Origin of the sequence: Alkalihalophilus pseudofirmus, assembly GCF_029094545.1 — a bacterium.
In the GTDB taxonomy this organism is placed as follows: domain Bacteria; phylum Bacillota; class Bacilli; order Bacillales; family Bacillaceae_D; genus Alkalihalophilus; species Alkalihalophilus pseudofirmus.
The window spans coordinates 2,158,167-2,177,464 of sequence record NZ_CP117835.1; the positions used below are offsets into that span (position 1 = coordinate 2,158,167).

The window sequence follows — 19,298 nt, forward strand, 5'->3', positions numbered from 1 at the left end:
ACACCTCCTCTGCGTACAAATCTGTTATAACTGTTCTCTTAATTCCAATTTAGCAATATCTCTTAAGTGAACTTTGTCAGGACCATCTACTATTCGAAGCGTTCTAGCATTTGCAAAGTGAGCAGCAAGCGGGAAGTCATCAGATACACCGGCTCCGCCAAATACTTCAATGGCTCGATCAATCACGTTGATTGACACACGCGGTACTGCAATCTTAATCATGGCTATATCTTTACGGGCTGCCTTTGCACCTTCTTGATCTATTTTGTGAGCCGCCTGCAATGTCAGCAGTCTCGCTTGTTCAATTTCAATTCTGCTCTCAGCGATTTCCGTGCGGATCGTATCCTTATCCACAAGCTTAGAGTGAAACGCTTCTCTACTATTCGCCCGGTTGATTAATAGAGTTAAGGCTCTTTCCGCCGCACCAATTGCGCGCATGCAATGATGAATTCTTCCCGGACCTAATCTGCCTTGTGCAATCTCAAAACCGCGACCCTCACCGAGCAGCATATTCGAAGCTGGCACTCTGACATTATCGTAGTGAACCTCTGCATGACCGTGCGGAGCATGATCATATCCAAACACTGGCAAATGCCGTTTCACAGTTACGCCAAGAGCATCAAATGGAATGAGAATCATCGATTGTTGTTTATGTGGTTCTGCATTTGGATCTGTTTTACCCATTACAATCGCCACTTTACAGCGAGGATCCAGTGCGCCTGTTGACCACCATTTTTTTGCATTGATTACATACTCATCTCCATCACGTACAATGGAGCTTTGGATATTAGTAGCATCAGAAGAAGCAACATCAGGTTCAGTCATGGAAAATACAGATCGGATCTTGCCTTCAAGCAGCGGCTCAAGCCATTGTTTTTTCTGCTCTTCTGTTCCGTATTTTACGAGCACTTCCATGTTCCCTGTATCAGGAGCGTTGCAATTAAAGATTTCTGGTGCCATCAATGAACGTCCCATGATTTCACAAAGGAAGGAATATTCATAGTTACTTAGACCACTGCCATGTACCGTGTCTGGTAGAAAGAGATTCCATAGCCCTTGCTGCTTTGCTTTTTGTTTTAATTCTTCAACGATCGGCGGGATCGCCCATCTATTCCCCTGTTCATTTAACTGTTCTTCAAACACGGATTCATTTGGATAAATATGTTCATCCATAAAAACGAGCAGTTCTTCTCTTAATTGATTTGCGTAACTTGAAAGTTCTTTTAACATGGTAACTCCCCTTTATCTGTTTTTAGTGCGTGTTTCATAATTTTTCCAGAGGCATTTTTGGGCAGCTCTGAAACAAATCGATAGACTTCAGGCACTTTGTATTTAGCTAAATACTGTGAGCAATGACTCTTAATTAAAGAAACATCATCTGCAGTAAGATGATCACTGACAATGTAAGCTTTTACTTTTTCCCCATATAACGTATCCGGAATGCCGATGACAGCCGCTTCTTTAATAAGCTCATGCTTTTTAAGAGCATCTTCGACTTCAATGGAGAAGATTTTCTCGCCGCCATGATTAATCATATCTTTAATCCGATCTCGAATATAAATGAACCCGTCCCTATCCATCATGCCAAGGTCTCCTGAATGCCAATATCCATCAGTAAAATTTATCTCATTTGCCTCAGGGTTCTTCCAATATTCTTTAATCACCATCGGTCCTTTTATATATAGCTCTCCTACCTCTTCTAGGGCGCATTCCTCCCCGTTTGCGTTCATAATCTTAATATCGCCAACAGGAACAGAACGTCCTACAGAAGTGACCTTGGATTCATCATAAGTAATCGGCATCAAAGTAGCTGGCGATGTCGTTTCCGTTGCGCCGTAGGCGTTATGAAGTTCCGCATGAGGAAATGCCTCTTTTAACATATTGAACGTTTGCTGGTAAATAGGAGACCCACCAAATGCTACTTTCGTTACAAAATCAAAATTCATCTGTCTGAACGTTTCCTCTGTAGACATCATTAAGAAAATAGTAGGAACGTTAAATAAAAAATTGATTTTGTATGCTTGAATGTATTTAATGTATTTTCTATTTTGATAGCGATCCATGGTGTAACATGTGCCACCTACATAAATCATGTGCAGCAATTGACCGACTAGACCTGTCACGTGAAACATGGGAACCGCTATTAATGTTGTCGTTTGGCTGTTCGTTTGAAACGTTCGCTGATAATTAAGCAAACTATGAATGACATTAATATGGGTAATGACAGCCCCTTTTGGCCTTCCTGTCGTTCCAGACGTATATAAAATGAAGAGAGGATCTAATTCGTCAACTACCACATTAACGAGCGCACTGTTTGGCTCTAGTAACCTAGTAAAGCTGTTCACACCCTCTATTTCAAAGATATTCTCTTTATTTGGAAGTGCTTTAGCGTTCTTCATCCTAACCTCTTCTAATTTGTTCATATGCTTCTCTTCACTAATGACGACTTTCACTTCTGAATGACCTAAGATATAGGACATCTCATCCGATGTGAGCTTTACGTTGACTGGTACTAGAATGGCTCCTATCTTAGCGCAGGCTAATACCACAAGTGGAAATTCGCTGCGGTTGCCGATAATAGCAGCGACTCTGTCTCCTCTTTCTACCTTACAATCCTGCTGAAGGTTAGAGGCAATTCTTGAAGAAAGCGTGTCTAGTTCTTCGTACGTATACGTTTGGTCCTCAGTGACAATGGCTTTTCTATCTTTATATCGTCTTACACTGTTTTGCAGAACGGCCGTTAGATTTTTAGGCCGCTCACTAAATACCTTCACATGGTCTCTTTCATAGAGAGTTATTTCTTCGATCACGAGTATCCTCCTCTCATTTCAACAGCTTTATAATGTATTGACTATATAAAGCAGTGAGTTCATCTATCGTTAGTCTTCCGTTAGGTTTATACCATTGCTGCACCCAGTTCATAGAACCCAGAATGAACATTCGAATAAAGGCTGGTTCTTCTACACTGAATTCGCCGCTCTTCATTCCTCTTGAAATGATTTCTTCAAACAGCCCTTCATATTCTCTTCGCAATTGAAGAACTAGTACCAATTGTTCTTTATTGAAGAACTGTTTAGGTTCCATAATTAAATTAAATGTTTCCTTTTCTTTAATCGCATATTTAATATGTGCAGCAATCATTAATTGAAGAAATTCTTTAATTGAACGTTCCTCAGTTGAACCTGCTTGATTTAAAATGTTCCTTAATTCATCGGTCGCTTGTGAGAGGACGAAGTTATGACATTGATACATCAGATCACTTTTATTTTTGAAGTAATAGTACAAGGAGCCCTTTGTCATCAGTAATTCTGCTGCGATCTCTTCCATCGTCGCTCCGTTGTAGCCCTTACGATTAATAATCTCAATCGCCGATGCGAGAATTTGCTTCTTTTTTTTAGATAATCTTTTCTCTGACAGTTTGACGATAACCACCTCCAGACAATCAACGTAACCGCTTACAATTTATATCTATTAAATGTTTTCATCCACCTAATCCTCTTTAAAAATTAAACACTCTTCAATATTTGAACCTCGTTAAGAAATTGAATTAGTCTATATATAGTTAGCAGGTACCTTTTCTAGAACGAAAAGTTAAAAATTGAACGTCGTTTAACTAATCGAGGGCTTTGGAGTCCGCTGTAGATACATTTTATTTGTATTGTTTTAAAGCTTTTATGCGCCGATATTGAGCTTAAGTACGCGGGATCAATAGTTATATGTGCGCATTTCCGACACTATTGCGTCAATCTCATGTAATTGCGTCCGTTCACCTGCTGTATGCGTCAGTGCAAGGCACAATGGTATCCACTCTGACAGTAATTGCGCTCATCCACCGCATGACAACACTAAAAGGAGCTGCCTAATTCGACAGCTCCTCCACGTACATATCATCAATTATTCTTTTCTTTATTTATCCCTTTGCCTTTACCTTTTTCTTTAGCTTTTTCTTTCATATTCTTGCCTTTCTCTTTGCCTTTCTCTTTCTTATCCTTACCCTTGCCTGGCTTATCCGTTACCGGCTCTTCATTTCCTGGTTCCTCTGTACCCGGCTCTTCGGCAGCTGCTGCGCCATGTAAGGCATCTTGTGCGCCTTTTACTTCGAGGATGACATTATCGATCACAATGTCATGTGCGTTCCCGATTGTTTCTCCAGCTACTTTTCCGACTAAGAAGCTCAGTGTAACTGAATCACTTTCAGGCATCTCGAATTCATAGCTGAATGTTTGCCTCGTTTGATCTAATTGGACGATGTCTTCAAAATAACGATGATAATTTGGTGCCCCGTTGTCGACGACTAGTTCATTTTTTCGGTCCAAACTCGCTCTTGCGTCAAATTGTAAAACATATGTTTCTCCTGATTTTAGTTCCATTTCTTGCTGAGATAAGGAGATATCCCAAGGGTTTTCCCCTTCGTTAGTGACAGAAATAACTGCTTCCCTGTCTCTTTCTTCAAAGCTCGCTTGTGACGGCCCGTCATAGCTACCTTGAACATGTCCATTCCAGTTGTCTAAACCACTAGAAAAATCACCATTAGCTAAAGGGAAAAACTTTTCTCTTTCGCCTTTCACTTCTAATTTTACTTGATCAATCTTCACCTCGTGAGGACCGATCGCTGCTGCGTCCCCTACTTTCCCCATTAAATACTTTAGGTCAACAAGATCAGTTTCCGTCATGTTAAATTCAAACGAATAGGTTTGCATATCCGGAGTTAACGAAATCACCTCATCGACATATCGTTCATATGCACTGTTTTCAAGCACGACTTCTAGCTCTCGTTTTACAGTAGAAGAGGCATCAAATTCTAGAATATACGTTTGATTCGCTAGCAGCTGCATCTGATTTTGCATTAATAAAACATGCCACGGCTCATATCCTTCATTTTCGATCGATGCTGACACCATTCCGTCTTGATGCTTAACTTCAGCTATGGATGTACCTGCCTCATGATCGCCTTGAATATGTGTATCCCAGTAGTTCAGACCATTGACAAAGGCACCATTTTTAAGCGGGAAGCTTTCATCAAACGTTAATCCGTCAAATATATCGGTTAAACGTTCAAGTTTGATTGAATCAAGCATTACATCATGCGCAGATCCTCCAAAATAGAAGACTAATTGTCCTTCAATATCTGTCGTATCAGGCATTGTAAACGTCATGACGTGTTCATTCATTTCTGTTGTAATGGTTTCAGTCCCTTCAAAATAACTGATTGTTCCGTCTTTACTAAGCAAGGCTGCTCCGATCTCTCTTGCTTCATCTGCTCTTGCTTCAAATGACAATTGATATTCATTGTTTGCTAGAAGGTTCATCCCTTTTTGTGTGAAAGTGATCGCATCAGTACTCTCGCCGCCATCTGAAATTTGTACATGAAGCTCACGTTGATCAGGTTCAACCGATGCTTCTGCTTCGGCGCCATTTGTCTCGAAGTTCCAGAACGTCATACGATCCATGCGGCCTAAATCAAAGTTTCCATTGTACACATGGTTTCCATTTCTTAATGGATTTTTAGGAGCATCTTCTTGGTATGGATCTTCGGCATCTACTTCCTCAAGCGTCACATTCCCTAACCAAACGGGATTTGTGTTGAGCCCCATATTAAATTCTAAACGCGAGAGAATATCTGTATCGTGCTGCATTTGAAACACCAATTCATACGTTTCCACTTGATTAGACAGGGTATAATCACGATTTGGTGAATAAGCGGTATAGCCACGGTCAGGCCCCCCGCCAAGCTTTACATTCAGTGGACGTGCTGTCGTAGATTTAGCATCAAAGCTCAGCTTATACCATCGGCCTTTTCCTAGCGTCACATTTTGAATCATCTGAACGGAATAAGACTGGCTTCCTCCGCGTGCAATATCTACTTTGGCAAAACGATATCCATCAAGTTCCTCTTTAGATACCGTTGCATCACCGTTGAAGTCTGATAAGTAAACTAAGTTCCAATAATCTTTACTCCACTTCTGGTCAAGCTCTGCACCCGTTGCAATCGTCGTAATCTCCTGTTCAAAGCTTGAATCATACACATAATTGCCGTCTATAGCTTCTTTCGCATTTTCAGGCAGCTCTTCTGCCTCAAATACTGGCTCAACCGGCTCACGGTAGTCACGTCCTTCAAGCTCATATACTTTAACGTAATCAACCTGCATCTCACCTGGGAAATCGGTTGTCGCATCAGGGTTGCCGCCATACCAGCCGCCGATTGCTAAGTTTAAGATCAGATAAAACTCTTGATCAAACGGAGCAGGATAAGCAAATGGTGCAGGGCTGCCTGCATCTTGTGAGCTCCAGTTATTCAGTGTTTGGTACAGTTCACCGTTCACATACCAGCGGATCTCACCAGGCTCCCACTCCACCGCGTACACATTAAAGTTTGTTACATCCTGTCCTTCAGGAAAATGATAGTCTTTTGCCGTGTATGTGTTATTCGGCCATTGTCCGCCGTAGTGAATCGCCCCGCCAATTTCATTAGGCCGTCCGCCGGCATTTTCCATAATATCAATTTCCCCTGATGCAGCCCAGCCGCCATATACATCATCCTCTGGCATCATCCAAAATGCCGGCCAGTAGCCTTGTCCTTCTGGAAGGGCCATTTTCGCTTCGAATTTGCCATACTTTTGCGAAAATTTACCCTGTGTATGGATCTTTCCTGAGGTATAATTGTACGTTCCATGTTCATCTGAAACGGATTCTTCCTGGCCCGTAAGTACAAGCTTGCCATCTTCTACTCGGACATTTTCTTGTTGATATGATTGCAGTTCTTCATTTCCCCATCCTGACACATATGTCCCATTTGAATCAACGAAACCATTTCCTGTGTCATAGCTCCATTTGTCTAAATCTAAATCAGTTCCTTCAAAATGATCCTCCCAAACAACTTTCCATTCGTCGCTTGATTCATTCGTATCGTTTTGCTCTCCGGCAGCTTGTGCGTTGATGTTCATGCTAATAAGTGAAGCTGCCATAACTGTTCCTGCAAGTAAACGAAATGATTTTTTCACTCGATTTTCCCCTCCCATTTAATCATTGTTTCAAGATTTTGAAAGCAGCAGCCACTCCTCACCTCCTTAACAAGATATATCGAAAGCGCTTTCAGTTCCTGTTAAAAGAGGCAGAGAAGGAATCGTACTTCCCTCTCTGACCAATTTTTAGCTTAAGTAAACGTTCATCTTGCTTACTTCACGGTTGCGGACTGCCTCTGCAAGTTCTCCAGTCACTTCATTCGCACCAGCTTCTTTTACTGCACCATCTTTAAACGTCAGTTCAATTCCAGATGGAGTGACTGCATCTTCTCCGTACGTAGAGCTCTTTGCACGATTGATATACGTCACAGAAATCTCACCAAGGAAGGTAAACGTGACTTCCCCATTCTCATCAAACAGCCAATCAGGCAGACGTGGAGATAATTCTAATGACAGCTCGCCTTCTTTAAGCTTAAATGGTGAGCCTCCTGTCATCATCACAAACCACATATTCATCAGTTCAATCGTTGAGCCGCTAAGACGTGACACAAATCCTTTGCCGTGAAGCTCAACATTTGGATTGGCACTGCTAGCGATAAATGAAGAGTTCTCTAAGATACTTCGTCCATACATTTCTGGATCTAAAAATGGAATCAGTGCTTGTTTCATGTCCTCATAAAACTCATCATAGAGACCTGATTTAAGCGTTGCGAGCAAATACTTATATTCCATATGAAGGAAAATAGATTCATTTTCCAGCCAGCCTGGTGTAAAGGATTTTACTCGGCCAAGTTCATTGGGCTCACTGTTAATGCTCATAGATGTTTTGTACATCTTCAGTTTGCGGTCATAAATTGGTGACTGCTTCACTTCATCGTACAGTGCCTTAGCTGAATCGCGGTCATCTGTTAGCTTTAACTGTTTTACAACTCCCTCTAAATATGGAGTGACTGCTTTAGGCGACCAATCAAACTCAAGACGCTCAAGCGATTCTTGTGTGAGATCTTCCTTTGGTTCAAAGTAGAAATACGTCGGGCTGAACGGTTTCGCATATGACTCAACACTTTCGATTCCTGTGTCAACTCGTTTAGCCAGTTGTTTTACGTAATCTTTGATTTCGTTTACGGTGTACGTAACTTCCTGACCGCTGATTCCTGCATACACGTTTTCACGATACGCTTCTCGCTGAGATGTGACTTGCTTCCAGTAGCGTTGTTCTGCTTCATCAGAGCCCTCTTCAACCTCTTTCACTTCACCTGCGACTTGTAAAAGGAAGTCATTCACTTCAGCCGGCAGAGCAACCTCACCCTCACTTTCCACACTATCTAACAGCGTGAGCAGGCGTTTTAATTCATATAACTCAGACGTACTCGCCCCAATCATTCCAGGCAGTCCGTTTAATGAATCATTCCAGCCCGGCTTGTCCCCTTCCATCTCAATGCCTAACCCAAAAGGTGCCATTGTCGATGTTTTCACTAAAGCAAGTGTGACGAGCTTTGAATACAAGCTTGTATGATATATCTCTCCGCTTGCATCTTTGACCCAGAGGACGCCTTCATTTTGAGCCGCTTGAGATGCTTTTTCCGCGATTTTCTCTACAGCTTCATATTGTCGCAGACCGCTCTTTACGAAACGATACTTCTCCCGTCGTGTTTTCACTCGTACAGGACTGTCAAAGAATCGGTAGCCAGGCGTTAAGAAAAACTCGTCTGCTTTATCAGGATAAATAGCTAGATAACTATCAATTAAGTCTAAGTTATACGTCCAGTGATCAACCCAGTATCCTTCACCAAACTCTGCCTGCTGCAGCTCTTCTGATGCATGCATCACATAAGCAAGAAATGATTCAAACGGCTCGGATAAAGAAATGTTCTCATCTTCAACAAAATGCTTCAGCTCACCCGGTGTATAGCTTTTTTCAAGAAACGATTGGAGCTTCTCTTCGCCTGCTTCTACATAGGATGCGAGATCCAAGGTGCTGTTTACTTTAAAACGAACTCCTTTAACCACTAGCGGATTGTATCCATCAAGCTGAATCAGATTCATAAACAGTTGAACATTATAGTCTTTAACTCTTGGTTCTAGTAACACATCACAGCGGCGATTTTGATTAATATCACGGTAATTCCCGTTCCCTTGAGAATAATAGGTTGGACTGATTGAGAAGAAGTTATAATCTCGCTCTAGGTCCCCGTGTTTTCTTGAGAATAAGTAGTACATTTTATCCTCGTTGTCACGTTCAATCACTAACGGGAATCCACCGCGCAAACCGTTGTCTAAATAGCTTTGCTTCACATACGCATCAAATAATGGCTGGCTCGTTTTCGTCGCCATTTTATTTGTAATCGAATCTGTGATTTTTTGGGCACGCGTCTTCATTTCACTAAGAGCATTGATAGAAAGAGTTTCTTTTACACCTGTATTTACAAGATCAAGGTTTTTTGCATATCCAATCACAGTGTATAGGTCGATCTGTTCATTTGTTTGCAGACTGGCTGATTCACAAGAGAATCCGCATGAAACTTTATTAGTCGTATGCTGCGGCTTATCTTTTAAGGAGTCTACCGGCTCTTTAATAAATACTCGCGGCACCTGCAGTGAGGTGTCACTTCCAAAGATCGCATCTTTATCAATAATCGGTTCTAGGTGCGTTTCCTCTGATGCCGGTGTGCGTGAGAAGCTCGTATAGAAATGTCCGTGATGAATCTCTTTGACTTCAGCTGAATCTTCAATACTTCCTCTTAATTGATAAAAAGGAATCTTATTTTCGATATTTTTGACGTCGAACCAGCTTTTGATCGTATGGCCTAATTCTTTGTAGGCTGCATGCGGCACACCACTTGGAAAAATCGAAGGCAGACCGTCTACAATCTCAAACTCTCTTGCTGCATCTCCTAGATTCGTTAACGTAACCGTTCTCACCAGGCCGGCAAAAGGCGCTTCAGGAAGGATGAAATATTCAACATTTAACTTAAATGCATGTTGATGATGGACGTATTCAAGTGCAAGCATATTCTCTTCGATTTTCATCGTTTCCTGCACTTCCTCCTTACCTGATGTGAGAGGAGAAAACGCTTCAATAAAGGTTTCCTTCCCATCTTCTTTGACTTTAATAAAGGTTCTAAATCCTTGAATCTGTACCTGCTGATAGGATTTATCTGCTGGCATAAATTCTAGCATCGCATGATTTTTGTCTTGGACACCAAAGCTTGCAATGCCTTGTCCGCGGTTCACATAGAATACCCACATTGGAATGCCGTCGACCCCTGCAATTCCTGGCAAGAAACTTGCAAACGGGGATTTTTGCTGATAATTAGTGATCTCAAAGCGTTTATGATCTTTTAATGTATACATGGTATCACCTTCTAAATATATAGTAGACTTTTACTAAAGCGCTTTCGAAACAAGTTAAACGAAGCCGTACAGAAAAAGAAGTGAAAGAATGTAGACCAATGTTAAGAAATTGGTCTACAAGAGTTTCTTTCAATAAGTGTTACTGGAATTTTGATCGACATATAATGCTTTTTCTTATCGTTAATTTGTTCTAACAACAATCCTGCTGCTGTTTTTCCAATTAAAAATGTATCCTGTTTAATGGTTGTAAGCCCTGGTGTCATATACCGAGCAATCTGGATATCATCAAAACCGATAACCGAGATGTCATTTGGGACACTTAATCCTTGCTCTTGAATCGCAGTAATTGCACCTAGCGCCATTAAGTCCCCCGCCGCATACACAGCTGTCGGTCTATCTTCTAGCTTCAGTAAATCTTCCATCGCTTTTTTTCCGCTTTCAAAAGTGAAGTAGCCGCCATCTGCAATGTATTCATCTGGTATATTAAGATTATGCTTGTTCATCGCTTGAATATAGCCTTTTAACCTGTGAACGCCGACATATAAACTATTGTGACCAGCAATATGAGCAATCTTTCTATGTCCTAACTCATAAAGATGATCCACTGCTAATTCACTTCCATGAATATTATCACTAAAAACGACACTTGCTCCCCTTGTATCAAGGTCAATCACCACAGAAGGGAGATCAGATTCCATTAATATATCAAGGTCGGGAGAATCCATGGTTGAACAAACGACAACAACCCCGTCAACGCCACGGTATAGAAAATGGTCTAAATACGATCTCTGCTCCGTGCCGATCTTATTTGATGCAAACAAAAGATCGTAGCCTTCTTTTTCGGCAGCCTTCTTGAAGCTTTCAATGACTGCGTTAAAGAAAGGATGCTCAATTCCAATCCCGGAGTCCTCTACAAATACAACGCCGATCGTCCATGATTTTTTTGTCGAAAGTGTTCTCGCACTAGAGCTCGGATAGTATCCCAGCTCTTCGACTGCTTCATTAATAATCCGCTTCGCTTTTTCACCAACATCACTATAATTATTTAACACTTTCGAAACCGTGCTGATTGAGTAGCCTGTTTTTTTCGCAATATCATAAATAGTAGCCATATGTATCCCCCCTTTACTCTTTGATGCTGTTGATAAAATTTCTATTAAATAGTTATTCCGCCTGTCAGATACATGAATCAATAGATAAGCCCCGACTGTGATTGTTGATCTCCGCTGCAGGCACACGCTTTCCGCGGGCGGTCCGGGAGCTTCTTCGTCGCATTGGCTCCTGTGGGATCTCCCTGGTCTCCCGCATCCCGCTGGAGTCGGTGCCTTCCGCTCCAATCAGCGGAGGAAGCATGTTGTATAGTGCTCCCATTTTTATAAACAGAGTTCAGTGAACTTAGCAAATGAACTCAAAAGTGTCTTCATTTTTCAAATTTGAACTGTACCATAACTAAATCACTCAACATAATAATTACAAAAACGCAATAACTTAGCGGATGAACTATACGAAGACTCCTGTGTGGACTAGAGCAGGGGTGAGATCCCACAGGGCCCAAGCCCGAGGAAGCTCACCAGCTCCACACGGAAAGCGAAGTATAGTTCAGGAGCGGAGATGCTGCTATAACCCATGTTTAAAGCATTTAAGGTATTTAAGGCTTTGAGTCTGTTATCACATCACTCCACGTAAAAGTCATTTAGAGCAATCACTTAGCGGATGAAATATGCGTAGACTCCTGTGTGGACTAGAGCAGGGGTGAGATCCCACAGGGCTTAGCCCGAGGAAGCTCACTGGCTCCACACGGAAAGCGAAGCATATTTCAGGAGCGGCGACTATGCTAAAAATCATGTTTAAGCATGTTGATGTTTATAGTTAAACCGCATTATATTTCTTAAAAACAGAATAATTCACATTCATCAGCACATAAGCAAACACACTTATCCCTATCACAAAGGACACTCTCGGGAAATTGACCACAATTAAAAAGTACGCAAGAAGCCAAACAAGCTGCGTAAGGGTCATTAATGGATGAGCAAAAACAAGTCCAAGTGATGCTTTAATATAAGAGAACGTTTTATATTCAAAATGCGCCATAACAGAAAATACATTTAAAAATGTCATTAGTATAATAGCTGCAATGGCAGCAATGACGAGGTAAACGAATAATTGTGTCGACTCACTGTAGAAATATCCAGCAAATGAAAAGTTTACATAAATAATATAAAACAATCCGGTAAAGATTGCACCTACAAGATTTGAACGTATAAATTCCGCTTTATAATATGTGAAGTAACTTGAAAATAAATTGAACTGATTTCCTTTGATCCAGTCTCTTATGACTCGAAACAAAGCAAGGGTTGCTGGCATAAATCCAAATAAACCAAGCCCTGCTACAAAAAAGAACAGCCATAGGATATTCAGTGCAATAAACTTATAGACGACTTCGGTTATTTGAACGATTAACTTGCCCATTTGAAACCCTCCTTTTACGTAAGAATACTAATAGTTGGTTGTAATGCAGATTCCCTGCAATAATTGTTGATTTCCGCTGCAGGCACTCGCTTGCTCTTGTGGAATACCTCTTGGCCACGCATATACTGAAAAAGTCTCCCCTGCGATAGGTGTTGATCTCCGCTGCAGGCACTCGCTTTCCGCGGACGGTCCGGGAGCCTCCTCGGGCTTTCGCCCTGCGGGGTCTCCCCTGGCCACGCACATCCCGCAGGAGTCGGTGCCTTCCGCTACAATCAACCGAGGAGGGATATTGTAAGTGCTCCCTTTCTATATGCAGCTGTTCACTGTTTTTAGCAGATAACCCACGGATGTCTGCTTTTTTTAATTTGAACCTATGCATTACTAAATCGCTCAACATAATAATTACAAAATGCAATAACCTAGCGGATGAAATATGCGTAGACTCCTGTGTGGACTAGAGCAGGGGTGAGATCCCACAGGGCACAAGCCCGAGGAAGCTCACCGGCTCCACACGGAAAGCGAAGCATATTTCAGCCGCGGTGACTTCGCTCTAACCAATATTTAAGTGAATTACCTTAAACAGACACCGCAAAGAGCTGATGGTGATCAGCTCTTTACTGCTCCTTCTGATAAACTTTGAATGAACAAACGGTTAAATAATAGGAAGACAATTAGTAATGGTACTGTTGCCCAGAACGTACCAGACATTATCATACCATAATCCATCTGTCTGGAATCATTTAATGCACGAAGCGCTACTTGCAAGGTGTGCATCGATGGGTCGCGAAGAACAACGAGCGGCCATAAGAAGTCGTTCCATACATGCATGAATACGATAATTCCTAATGTTGCAAACGCCGGAAGCGTCATCGGTACAACAATATTCCAATAAATTCGGAAGTTAGAGCAGCCATCAATTTTTGCTGCTTCAATCATTTCAAACGGTACACTTTCTTTAATATACTGCCTCATCCAGAAAATACCGAATGCATTTATTAAACCAGGAATGATCAATGCTTTAAAGTCATTTAACCAGCCTAATGTTGTAATAATATAATATTGTGGAATCAACCCAAGCTGCGGCGGGACCATCATCGTAACAAGAATCATGACAAATAGTACGTTTTTTCCTTTGAATTCTAACTTAGCAAAGGTATACCCAGCTAGGGAACATAAGAATAATGTCCCAATGGTAATCGTCGTGGAAACAAAGAATGAATTCCACATCGCACCGAAGAAATCAATATTACTCGTTACTTTTTGAAAGTTTTCAACTAAATGTGTACCTGGTGTAAATGGCGGCGGTACAGAATTGATTTCTCGGTTTAATCGTGTTGCCATAACGAACATATAATAAAAGGGAAACAGGGAAACTAAAGATCCAGTGATCAAGAACAGATAAACCAGAACCTTATTTAGTGAAAATTTCCCTTCTCCAACTTCTTTTTTAGCTGCCATGCCAATCCCTCCTAACTAATCTTTTTTGATCGGCCGATTCTGTTTGTAATCCATAGGTTAATTGCAGTTAACGTAATAATGATTAAGAATAAAACGATTGCTGCAGCTGATGCGGTTCCAAATGAGTTGTAAACAAACGCATCTCTCCATAAGTATGCAACCATTGTAATCCCTTCTTCACGTAAATTACGTCCTAAGAAAATTAATGGTTCTGTGAATAATTGAAAGCTTCCGATCGTTGCTGTGAATACAACAAACATCGTAATCGGCTTAAGCATAGGAAGGGTAATGAGACGAATTTGCTGGCTCAATGTAGCCCCGTCCATTTTTGCTGCTTCATATAATTCTTTTGGAATACTTTGCATCCCTGCTAAGAAAATAATCGTGTTATAACCAACCCATCTCCAAAATACCATCGTTGCAATGGCAATCTTTACAGGCCAGTATTCAGCATCCCAGCGAATAGGCCCTACATCAAAGAAGCTTAAAATATAGTTTGCAAATCCAAACGGCTGATTATTGAATACAACACCGAAGATGATTGCTACTGCTACAATTGATGTAATATACGGCAGGAAAATCATCGTTCTGAATGTGTTACGAAAACGGATCAAAGTAGAATTTAAGGCAAATGCTATTAAAATAGCAATGATAATCTGCGGTAATGTTCCCATGATCCCAATAATGAACGTGTTTTTGATAGAAGAATAAAACACTGGATCATTAAAGATAAATTCAAAGTTTTTAAATCCATTAAATGTCATTGGATTTAATCCATCCCACCTAAAGAAGGATAAATAGAAGCTGAATATCATTGGGAATAGCCCAAAGATAGCAAATAGAATGAAAAAAGGAGAAATAAATAAGTAGGCTGATAAAGCGGTACGTCGTTTTTCTGTCAGCCATTTGGCTTTTTTAGATGTCTCCAATCGTATGTACCTCCCTGCAAAATAATTTTGACTGCTGTTAGAATGGCTTGCTGGTTTTCGAGAGTGGCTTATATTCCCTATGGTCACTTGAATGTTCATTTATAGGTGTAGAAGCCAGCCTCGAAACGATGTAATATTAGTCCAACAAGCAAAGATAACTGTCAATTTCTTTGTGAGTGAGAGGGAATACCTGTGTAGTCAGGCATCCCCATTCACTTAGTTATTGTCTGTCAAGAATACGCTCCATACGTACTAGCGCTGCTTCCCACTCTTCTTGTGGATCGCTGCCTGCTGCTACGTTATCAATCGCTTCTTTCACTTCGCCGTCAACAGGGTAGTAGTTTCTGCCTTTGTATACAGGTACAACTGCTTCTGCAGCTTCAGAGAAGATTTGAGCAACTGGCGCACCCCCGAAATACGAATCTTCATACTCTAAGAATTCAGGCATTTCATATACAGCTGGTGCTGATGGGAATAAACCGTAATCTAAGAATGCTTTTAGCTGCTGTTCTGGAGCAGTAAGCCACTCAATGAATTTATACGCTTCTTCCGGATGCTCACTCTCAGCTGGAACTGTTAAGTAAGAACCGCCCCAGTTTCCTGCACCTTCAGGCATTGTCGTTAGAGACCATACGCCTTCTTCAGGGCTGTTGTCTTTAATAACCCCTTGCATCCAAGCAGGAGCTAACATTGTTGCATAGCTTCCTTCATCCATTCCAGCAAACCATTCAGGCGTCCAAAGCGGAATGTTTCCAATTAAATCTTGGTCAAGTAAACTAGCTACATAGTTATAAGCATCACTAATTTGGTTATGCTCTTCTACGATTAGCTCATCGTCTGTGTTAAAGTATTGCTCCGTTGCTTGATCACGCCTTGCATTGTATACAAGCTCCGCTCCATCAACCATTTGCTTTCCTGTTTTCTCTTGAATCTCTTTGGCTACATTTTCAAAGTCGTCCCAAGTTGCAACTAAATCAGATACAGCTTCTGGTGAAGAATCAAAGCCAGCTTCTTCAAACACATCTGTGCGGTAGAACATAACAGTTGGTCCAATGTCTGTTGGCAGTCCGAACAGGAAGTCGCCGTCTGCATTTTCACCATTTTGCCAAACCCAATCAAGGTAGTTCTCAGACACTTCTTCTGCTCCAAGATCGTATAGGTTTGTAAACGCATGTTCAGCATTACGGTATCTCTCGATTTGAGCTTCTTCGATCATCGTAATGTCAGGAGCACCCGTCCCAGCAGAGATCGATGTAAATAAGTTATCATGTAAATCATTCATATCACTGTTTTGTAGGTTAATTGTTACATTTGGATTCTCTTCTACATATTCTTCAATTAATTTATCGTAGCCTGTATTACCGAACTCCCAAAAAACTAACTCAATGTCACCATCGCCAATTGTTTCTGACGTTGTGTCATCTCCTGCGTTATCAGTGTCACCGCCATCGCCGTTCGTGTTTTCATTTCCTCCACAAGCAGCTAGAACGGATAGAGCTAATACAGTTGTTGCTGTTAATCTCAAGAATTTTTTCATTTTTATTGCTCCCCCTTATACCAGTTATTTTCTGTCTGAAACAGTGATGTTATTTACTTTACAACAATTCTCTACCCCTCACCCCCCTTAATGAAGTAAAAAGTAATAAAGGAAAAGGCTGCAATCTTAAGCTCGAATTAGCTACTAAAGCGCTTTAGTTCATTGTAAAAAAATATATCACTTACACTTCAAAGAAATTATTCGCAACCGTTTGTTTGTACCAGTAAAAGCTGTCTTTTTTCGTACGTTCAAGCGTTCTGTAATTCACGTGAACGATTCCAAAGCGCATTGTATAGCCTTCTGCCCATTCAAAGTTATCTAATAGAGACCAAGTAAGATATCCTTTAATGTTCACACCAGATTCGATGCTGCGCTGCAAAGCTACTAAATGCTGCTTCAAATAATCTGTGCGGCGATCATCTTTCACTTCACCGTTTTCCACACCGTCATTAATGCAAGCACCATTTTCCGTGATATAGATCGGAACATTTCCGTAATTCTCATTAATATGTGTTAACACTTTATAGAAACCTTCAGGGTAGATGTTCCAGCCAATATCTGTTTTCAAGTATCCTGCATCGACTTTTTCGTGGTCGAATAATCCTTCATTTTCTTTGTAGCGTCCGACCCCGCCAGAGTAATAATTAATTCCTAGAAAATCGATCGGCTGTGAGATGATCTCCATGTCGCCTTCTTCAATTTGCAGTACCGCTCCCTTTTCTTCAAACCATTTCACCATGAAATCTGGGTACGTTCCTTTGAATACCGGGTCAAAGAACCAATCCATAAAATAGCCATTCACTCGCTTACATGCATCAATATCTTCTTCTTTATTGCTGTATGGCTCATTCCATTCAACATTCGGAGCGTAACCAATCTGTCCTTTTATTCCAAGTTCTCTAAAGCGAATAACTGTTTTGCCGTGTGCCACAAGCAGGTGATGCGCCACATTCATTGCTAGCTGCAAATCATTATTACCAGGAGCATGAGCACCTACGTAATTGGATAAGAATGACACACACCAAGGTTCATTAAACGTAATCCAATGCTTAATTTTCCCTTCGAATTCTTTGAACATTAACTCTGCATACTGCAAGAAAGCTTCAATCGTTTCACGGTTATCCCAGCCGCCTTGATCTTGAAGTGCTTGCGGAAGATCCCAGTGATAAAGGGTACACATCGGCTCGATACCTTTCTCAAGCAGACGGTCTACTAAGTTATGATAATAATCTAAGCCCTCTTGGTTTACTTCTCCAGTGCCTTCTGGAAAAATTCTCGGCCATGCCACTGAGAAGCGGTAGAAATCAACCCCAAGGTCGTCCATAATCTCAATGTCTTCTTCATACTTGTGATAGCTGCCGCAAGCGACATCTCCGTTATCTCCGTTTACTACTTTGCCTGGAGTTTTTGAAAATGTATCCCAAATCGATGTTCCTCTGCCGCCCTCATTTGCGGCGCCCTCTATTTGATAGGATGCTGTAGCGACTCCCCATTTCATATCTTTAGGAAATTGGATAATAGTCATGTATGATAACTCCCTCCATGTCGTTTTGAATATTCTGTCTAGTAAAAGCGCTTTCGTAGTTAGCGAAAAAAATAGATCGCTGTATTCTACTAAACGTAAACGTATTATTGGAACCTCGACTGCCTGCTAGCAGTGTGAGATCTCGTTTATATAAAATTGTTTAAGAAAGCCCTTTCGTAAAGTTATTATATACTCTCCTTTTCTAGTATGCAATACTTTTTTCGAAACCGCTTTCCTAAATTTTTTCGAACAATTAGAATAAGACGCCGCCCTTTTTCGGACAGCGCCGCTGCAACACCCCATATCTAGCTATGAGATAAAATACTTAGTGACTCACTAAAATTCTTTTATTTAGCCCCTTCAAAATATGGCTGAACAATGACAAAGCCATTTCCTTCAAACGCCATTTGAATGGACTCGCCGCTTCCTCTGCCTAAAAAGGTCCGGTAGTTCATATCGGTTTTAAATTTCGGTTCGAGATGACCTGACCAAGCGACAGTTGCACTAGGGTCTGTAAATACAGGCTTTCCAGGCTCAACGAGTAAGGTCAGCGGCTCGTAATGCGTCGTAATTGCTACTTTCCCACGCCCCTCTAAACCAATATTAAATAGCCCTCCGCTCATCATCCCTGCTACCTTCCGCATCATATGAATATCCCAGTCAACCGAAGGCTCAAATGCTAACACATCGTCTCCATTGACAGTGATTTTATCTCCAAGCAAATCTAAAATTGTAATCTTTTTTCCTTGATCTGATAAATAAAGAATGCCGTTTCCTTTCGCTTTCATCAGCTCGTTGCCTTCATTCGTGAAGGCTTTTTTAAACATCCGGTTTGCCCCGTGCTCAAGCATCCCTTCACGTTCAAAGCGAATATCCCCTTCATAGGCAATCATTGAGCCCATTTTAGACCAAATTAAATCATCAAGCTCCACTCTTAATATGCGGTCCGTCTCTAATCCGAACGTATCGTATTGCTTCTCTTTGTTCATCGTCTTTTGAATAAATTCTTGGATCGAGTATTCGCTCACTCGTGCCTCACCTCTTATTCATTATCTATCACCCTA

Annotated in this window: 12 protein-coding genes; all 12 read right to left on the bottom strand. The window is 41.2% G+C overall.

The window, feature by feature from the left end; translation table 11 throughout:
- Positions 1-24: 24 nt before the first annotated feature.
- Positions 25-1,230 (bottom strand): acyl-CoA dehydrogenase family protein, encoded by a 1,206-nt coding sequence (locus tag PQ478_RS11675; RefSeq protein WP_289234337.1) that lies wholly within the window; start codon positions 1,228-1,230, stop codon positions 25-27.
- Positions 1,224-2,810, bottom strand: coding sequence for a class I adenylate-forming enzyme family protein (locus tag PQ478_RS11680; RefSeq protein WP_289234338.1), 1,587 nt, complete (start codon positions 2,808-2,810; stop codon positions 1,224-1,226). The genes PQ478_RS11675 and PQ478_RS11680 overlap by 7 nt, the downstream gene beginning before the upstream one ends.
- Before the next feature lie 13 nt (positions 2,811-2,823).
- The gene (locus tag PQ478_RS11685; RefSeq protein WP_289234339.1) at positions 2,824-3,432 is read right to left on the bottom strand and encodes a TetR/AcrR family transcriptional regulator; all 609 of its coding nucleotides are present in this window, start codon (positions 3,430-3,432) and stop codon (positions 2,824-2,826) included.
- A 458-nt stretch (positions 3,433-3,890) separates the two neighbouring features.
- Entirely contained in the window at positions 3,891-7,001 is a 3,111-nt protein-coding gene (locus tag PQ478_RS11690) for a carbohydrate binding domain-containing protein (protein ID WP_289234340.1), read from the bottom strand.
- Between the two features lie 147 nt (positions 7,002-7,148).
- A complete protein-coding gene (locus PQ478_RS11695) occupies positions 7,149-10,316 on the bottom strand; it encodes a hypothetical protein (RefSeq protein WP_289234341.1) in 3,168 nt (1,055 codons plus the stop codon).
- Between the two features lie 101 nt (positions 10,317-10,417).
- Positions 10,418-11,428 (bottom strand): LacI family DNA-binding transcriptional regulator, encoded by a 1,011-nt coding sequence (locus PQ478_RS11700; protein WP_289234342.1) that lies wholly within the window; start codon positions 11,426-11,428, stop codon positions 10,418-10,420.
- A 757-nt stretch (positions 11,429-12,185) separates the two neighbouring features.
- Positions 12,186-12,785 carry a YesL family protein gene (locus PQ478_RS11705; protein WP_289234343.1) on the bottom strand — a complete coding sequence of 200 codons (600 nt, stop codon included), beginning with the start codon at positions 12,783-12,785 and terminating at the stop codon, positions 12,186-12,188.
- A gap of 606 nt (positions 12,786-13,391) precedes the next feature.
- Positions 13,392-14,243 carry a carbohydrate ABC transporter permease gene (locus PQ478_RS11710; protein ID WP_075682960.1) on the bottom strand — a complete coding sequence of 284 codons (852 nt, stop codon included), beginning with the start codon at positions 14,241-14,243 and terminating at the stop codon, positions 13,392-13,394.
- A gap of 11 nt (positions 14,244-14,254) precedes the next feature.
- A complete protein-coding gene (locus PQ478_RS11715) occupies positions 14,255-15,172 on the bottom strand; it encodes a carbohydrate ABC transporter permease (RefSeq protein ID WP_022627761.1) in 918 nt (305 codons plus the stop codon).
- A 220-nt stretch (positions 15,173-15,392) separates the two neighbouring features.
- Positions 15,393-16,709 (bottom strand): ABC transporter substrate-binding protein, encoded by a 1,317-nt coding sequence (locus PQ478_RS11720; RefSeq protein WP_012959005.1) that lies wholly within the window; start codon positions 16,707-16,709, stop codon positions 15,393-15,395.
- 181 nt (positions 16,710-16,890) lie between these two features.
- Positions 16,891-18,234, bottom strand: coding sequence for a GH1 family beta-glucosidase (locus PQ478_RS11725; RefSeq protein ID WP_289234344.1), 1,344 nt, complete (start codon positions 18,232-18,234; stop codon positions 16,891-16,893).
- Between the two features lie 347 nt (positions 18,235-18,581).
- The gene (locus PQ478_RS11730) at positions 18,582-19,262 is read right to left on the bottom strand and encodes an AIM24 family protein (RefSeq protein WP_012959007.1); all 681 of its coding nucleotides are present in this window, start codon (positions 19,260-19,262) and stop codon (positions 18,582-18,584) included.
- Positions 19,263-19,298 lie beyond the last annotated feature (36 nt).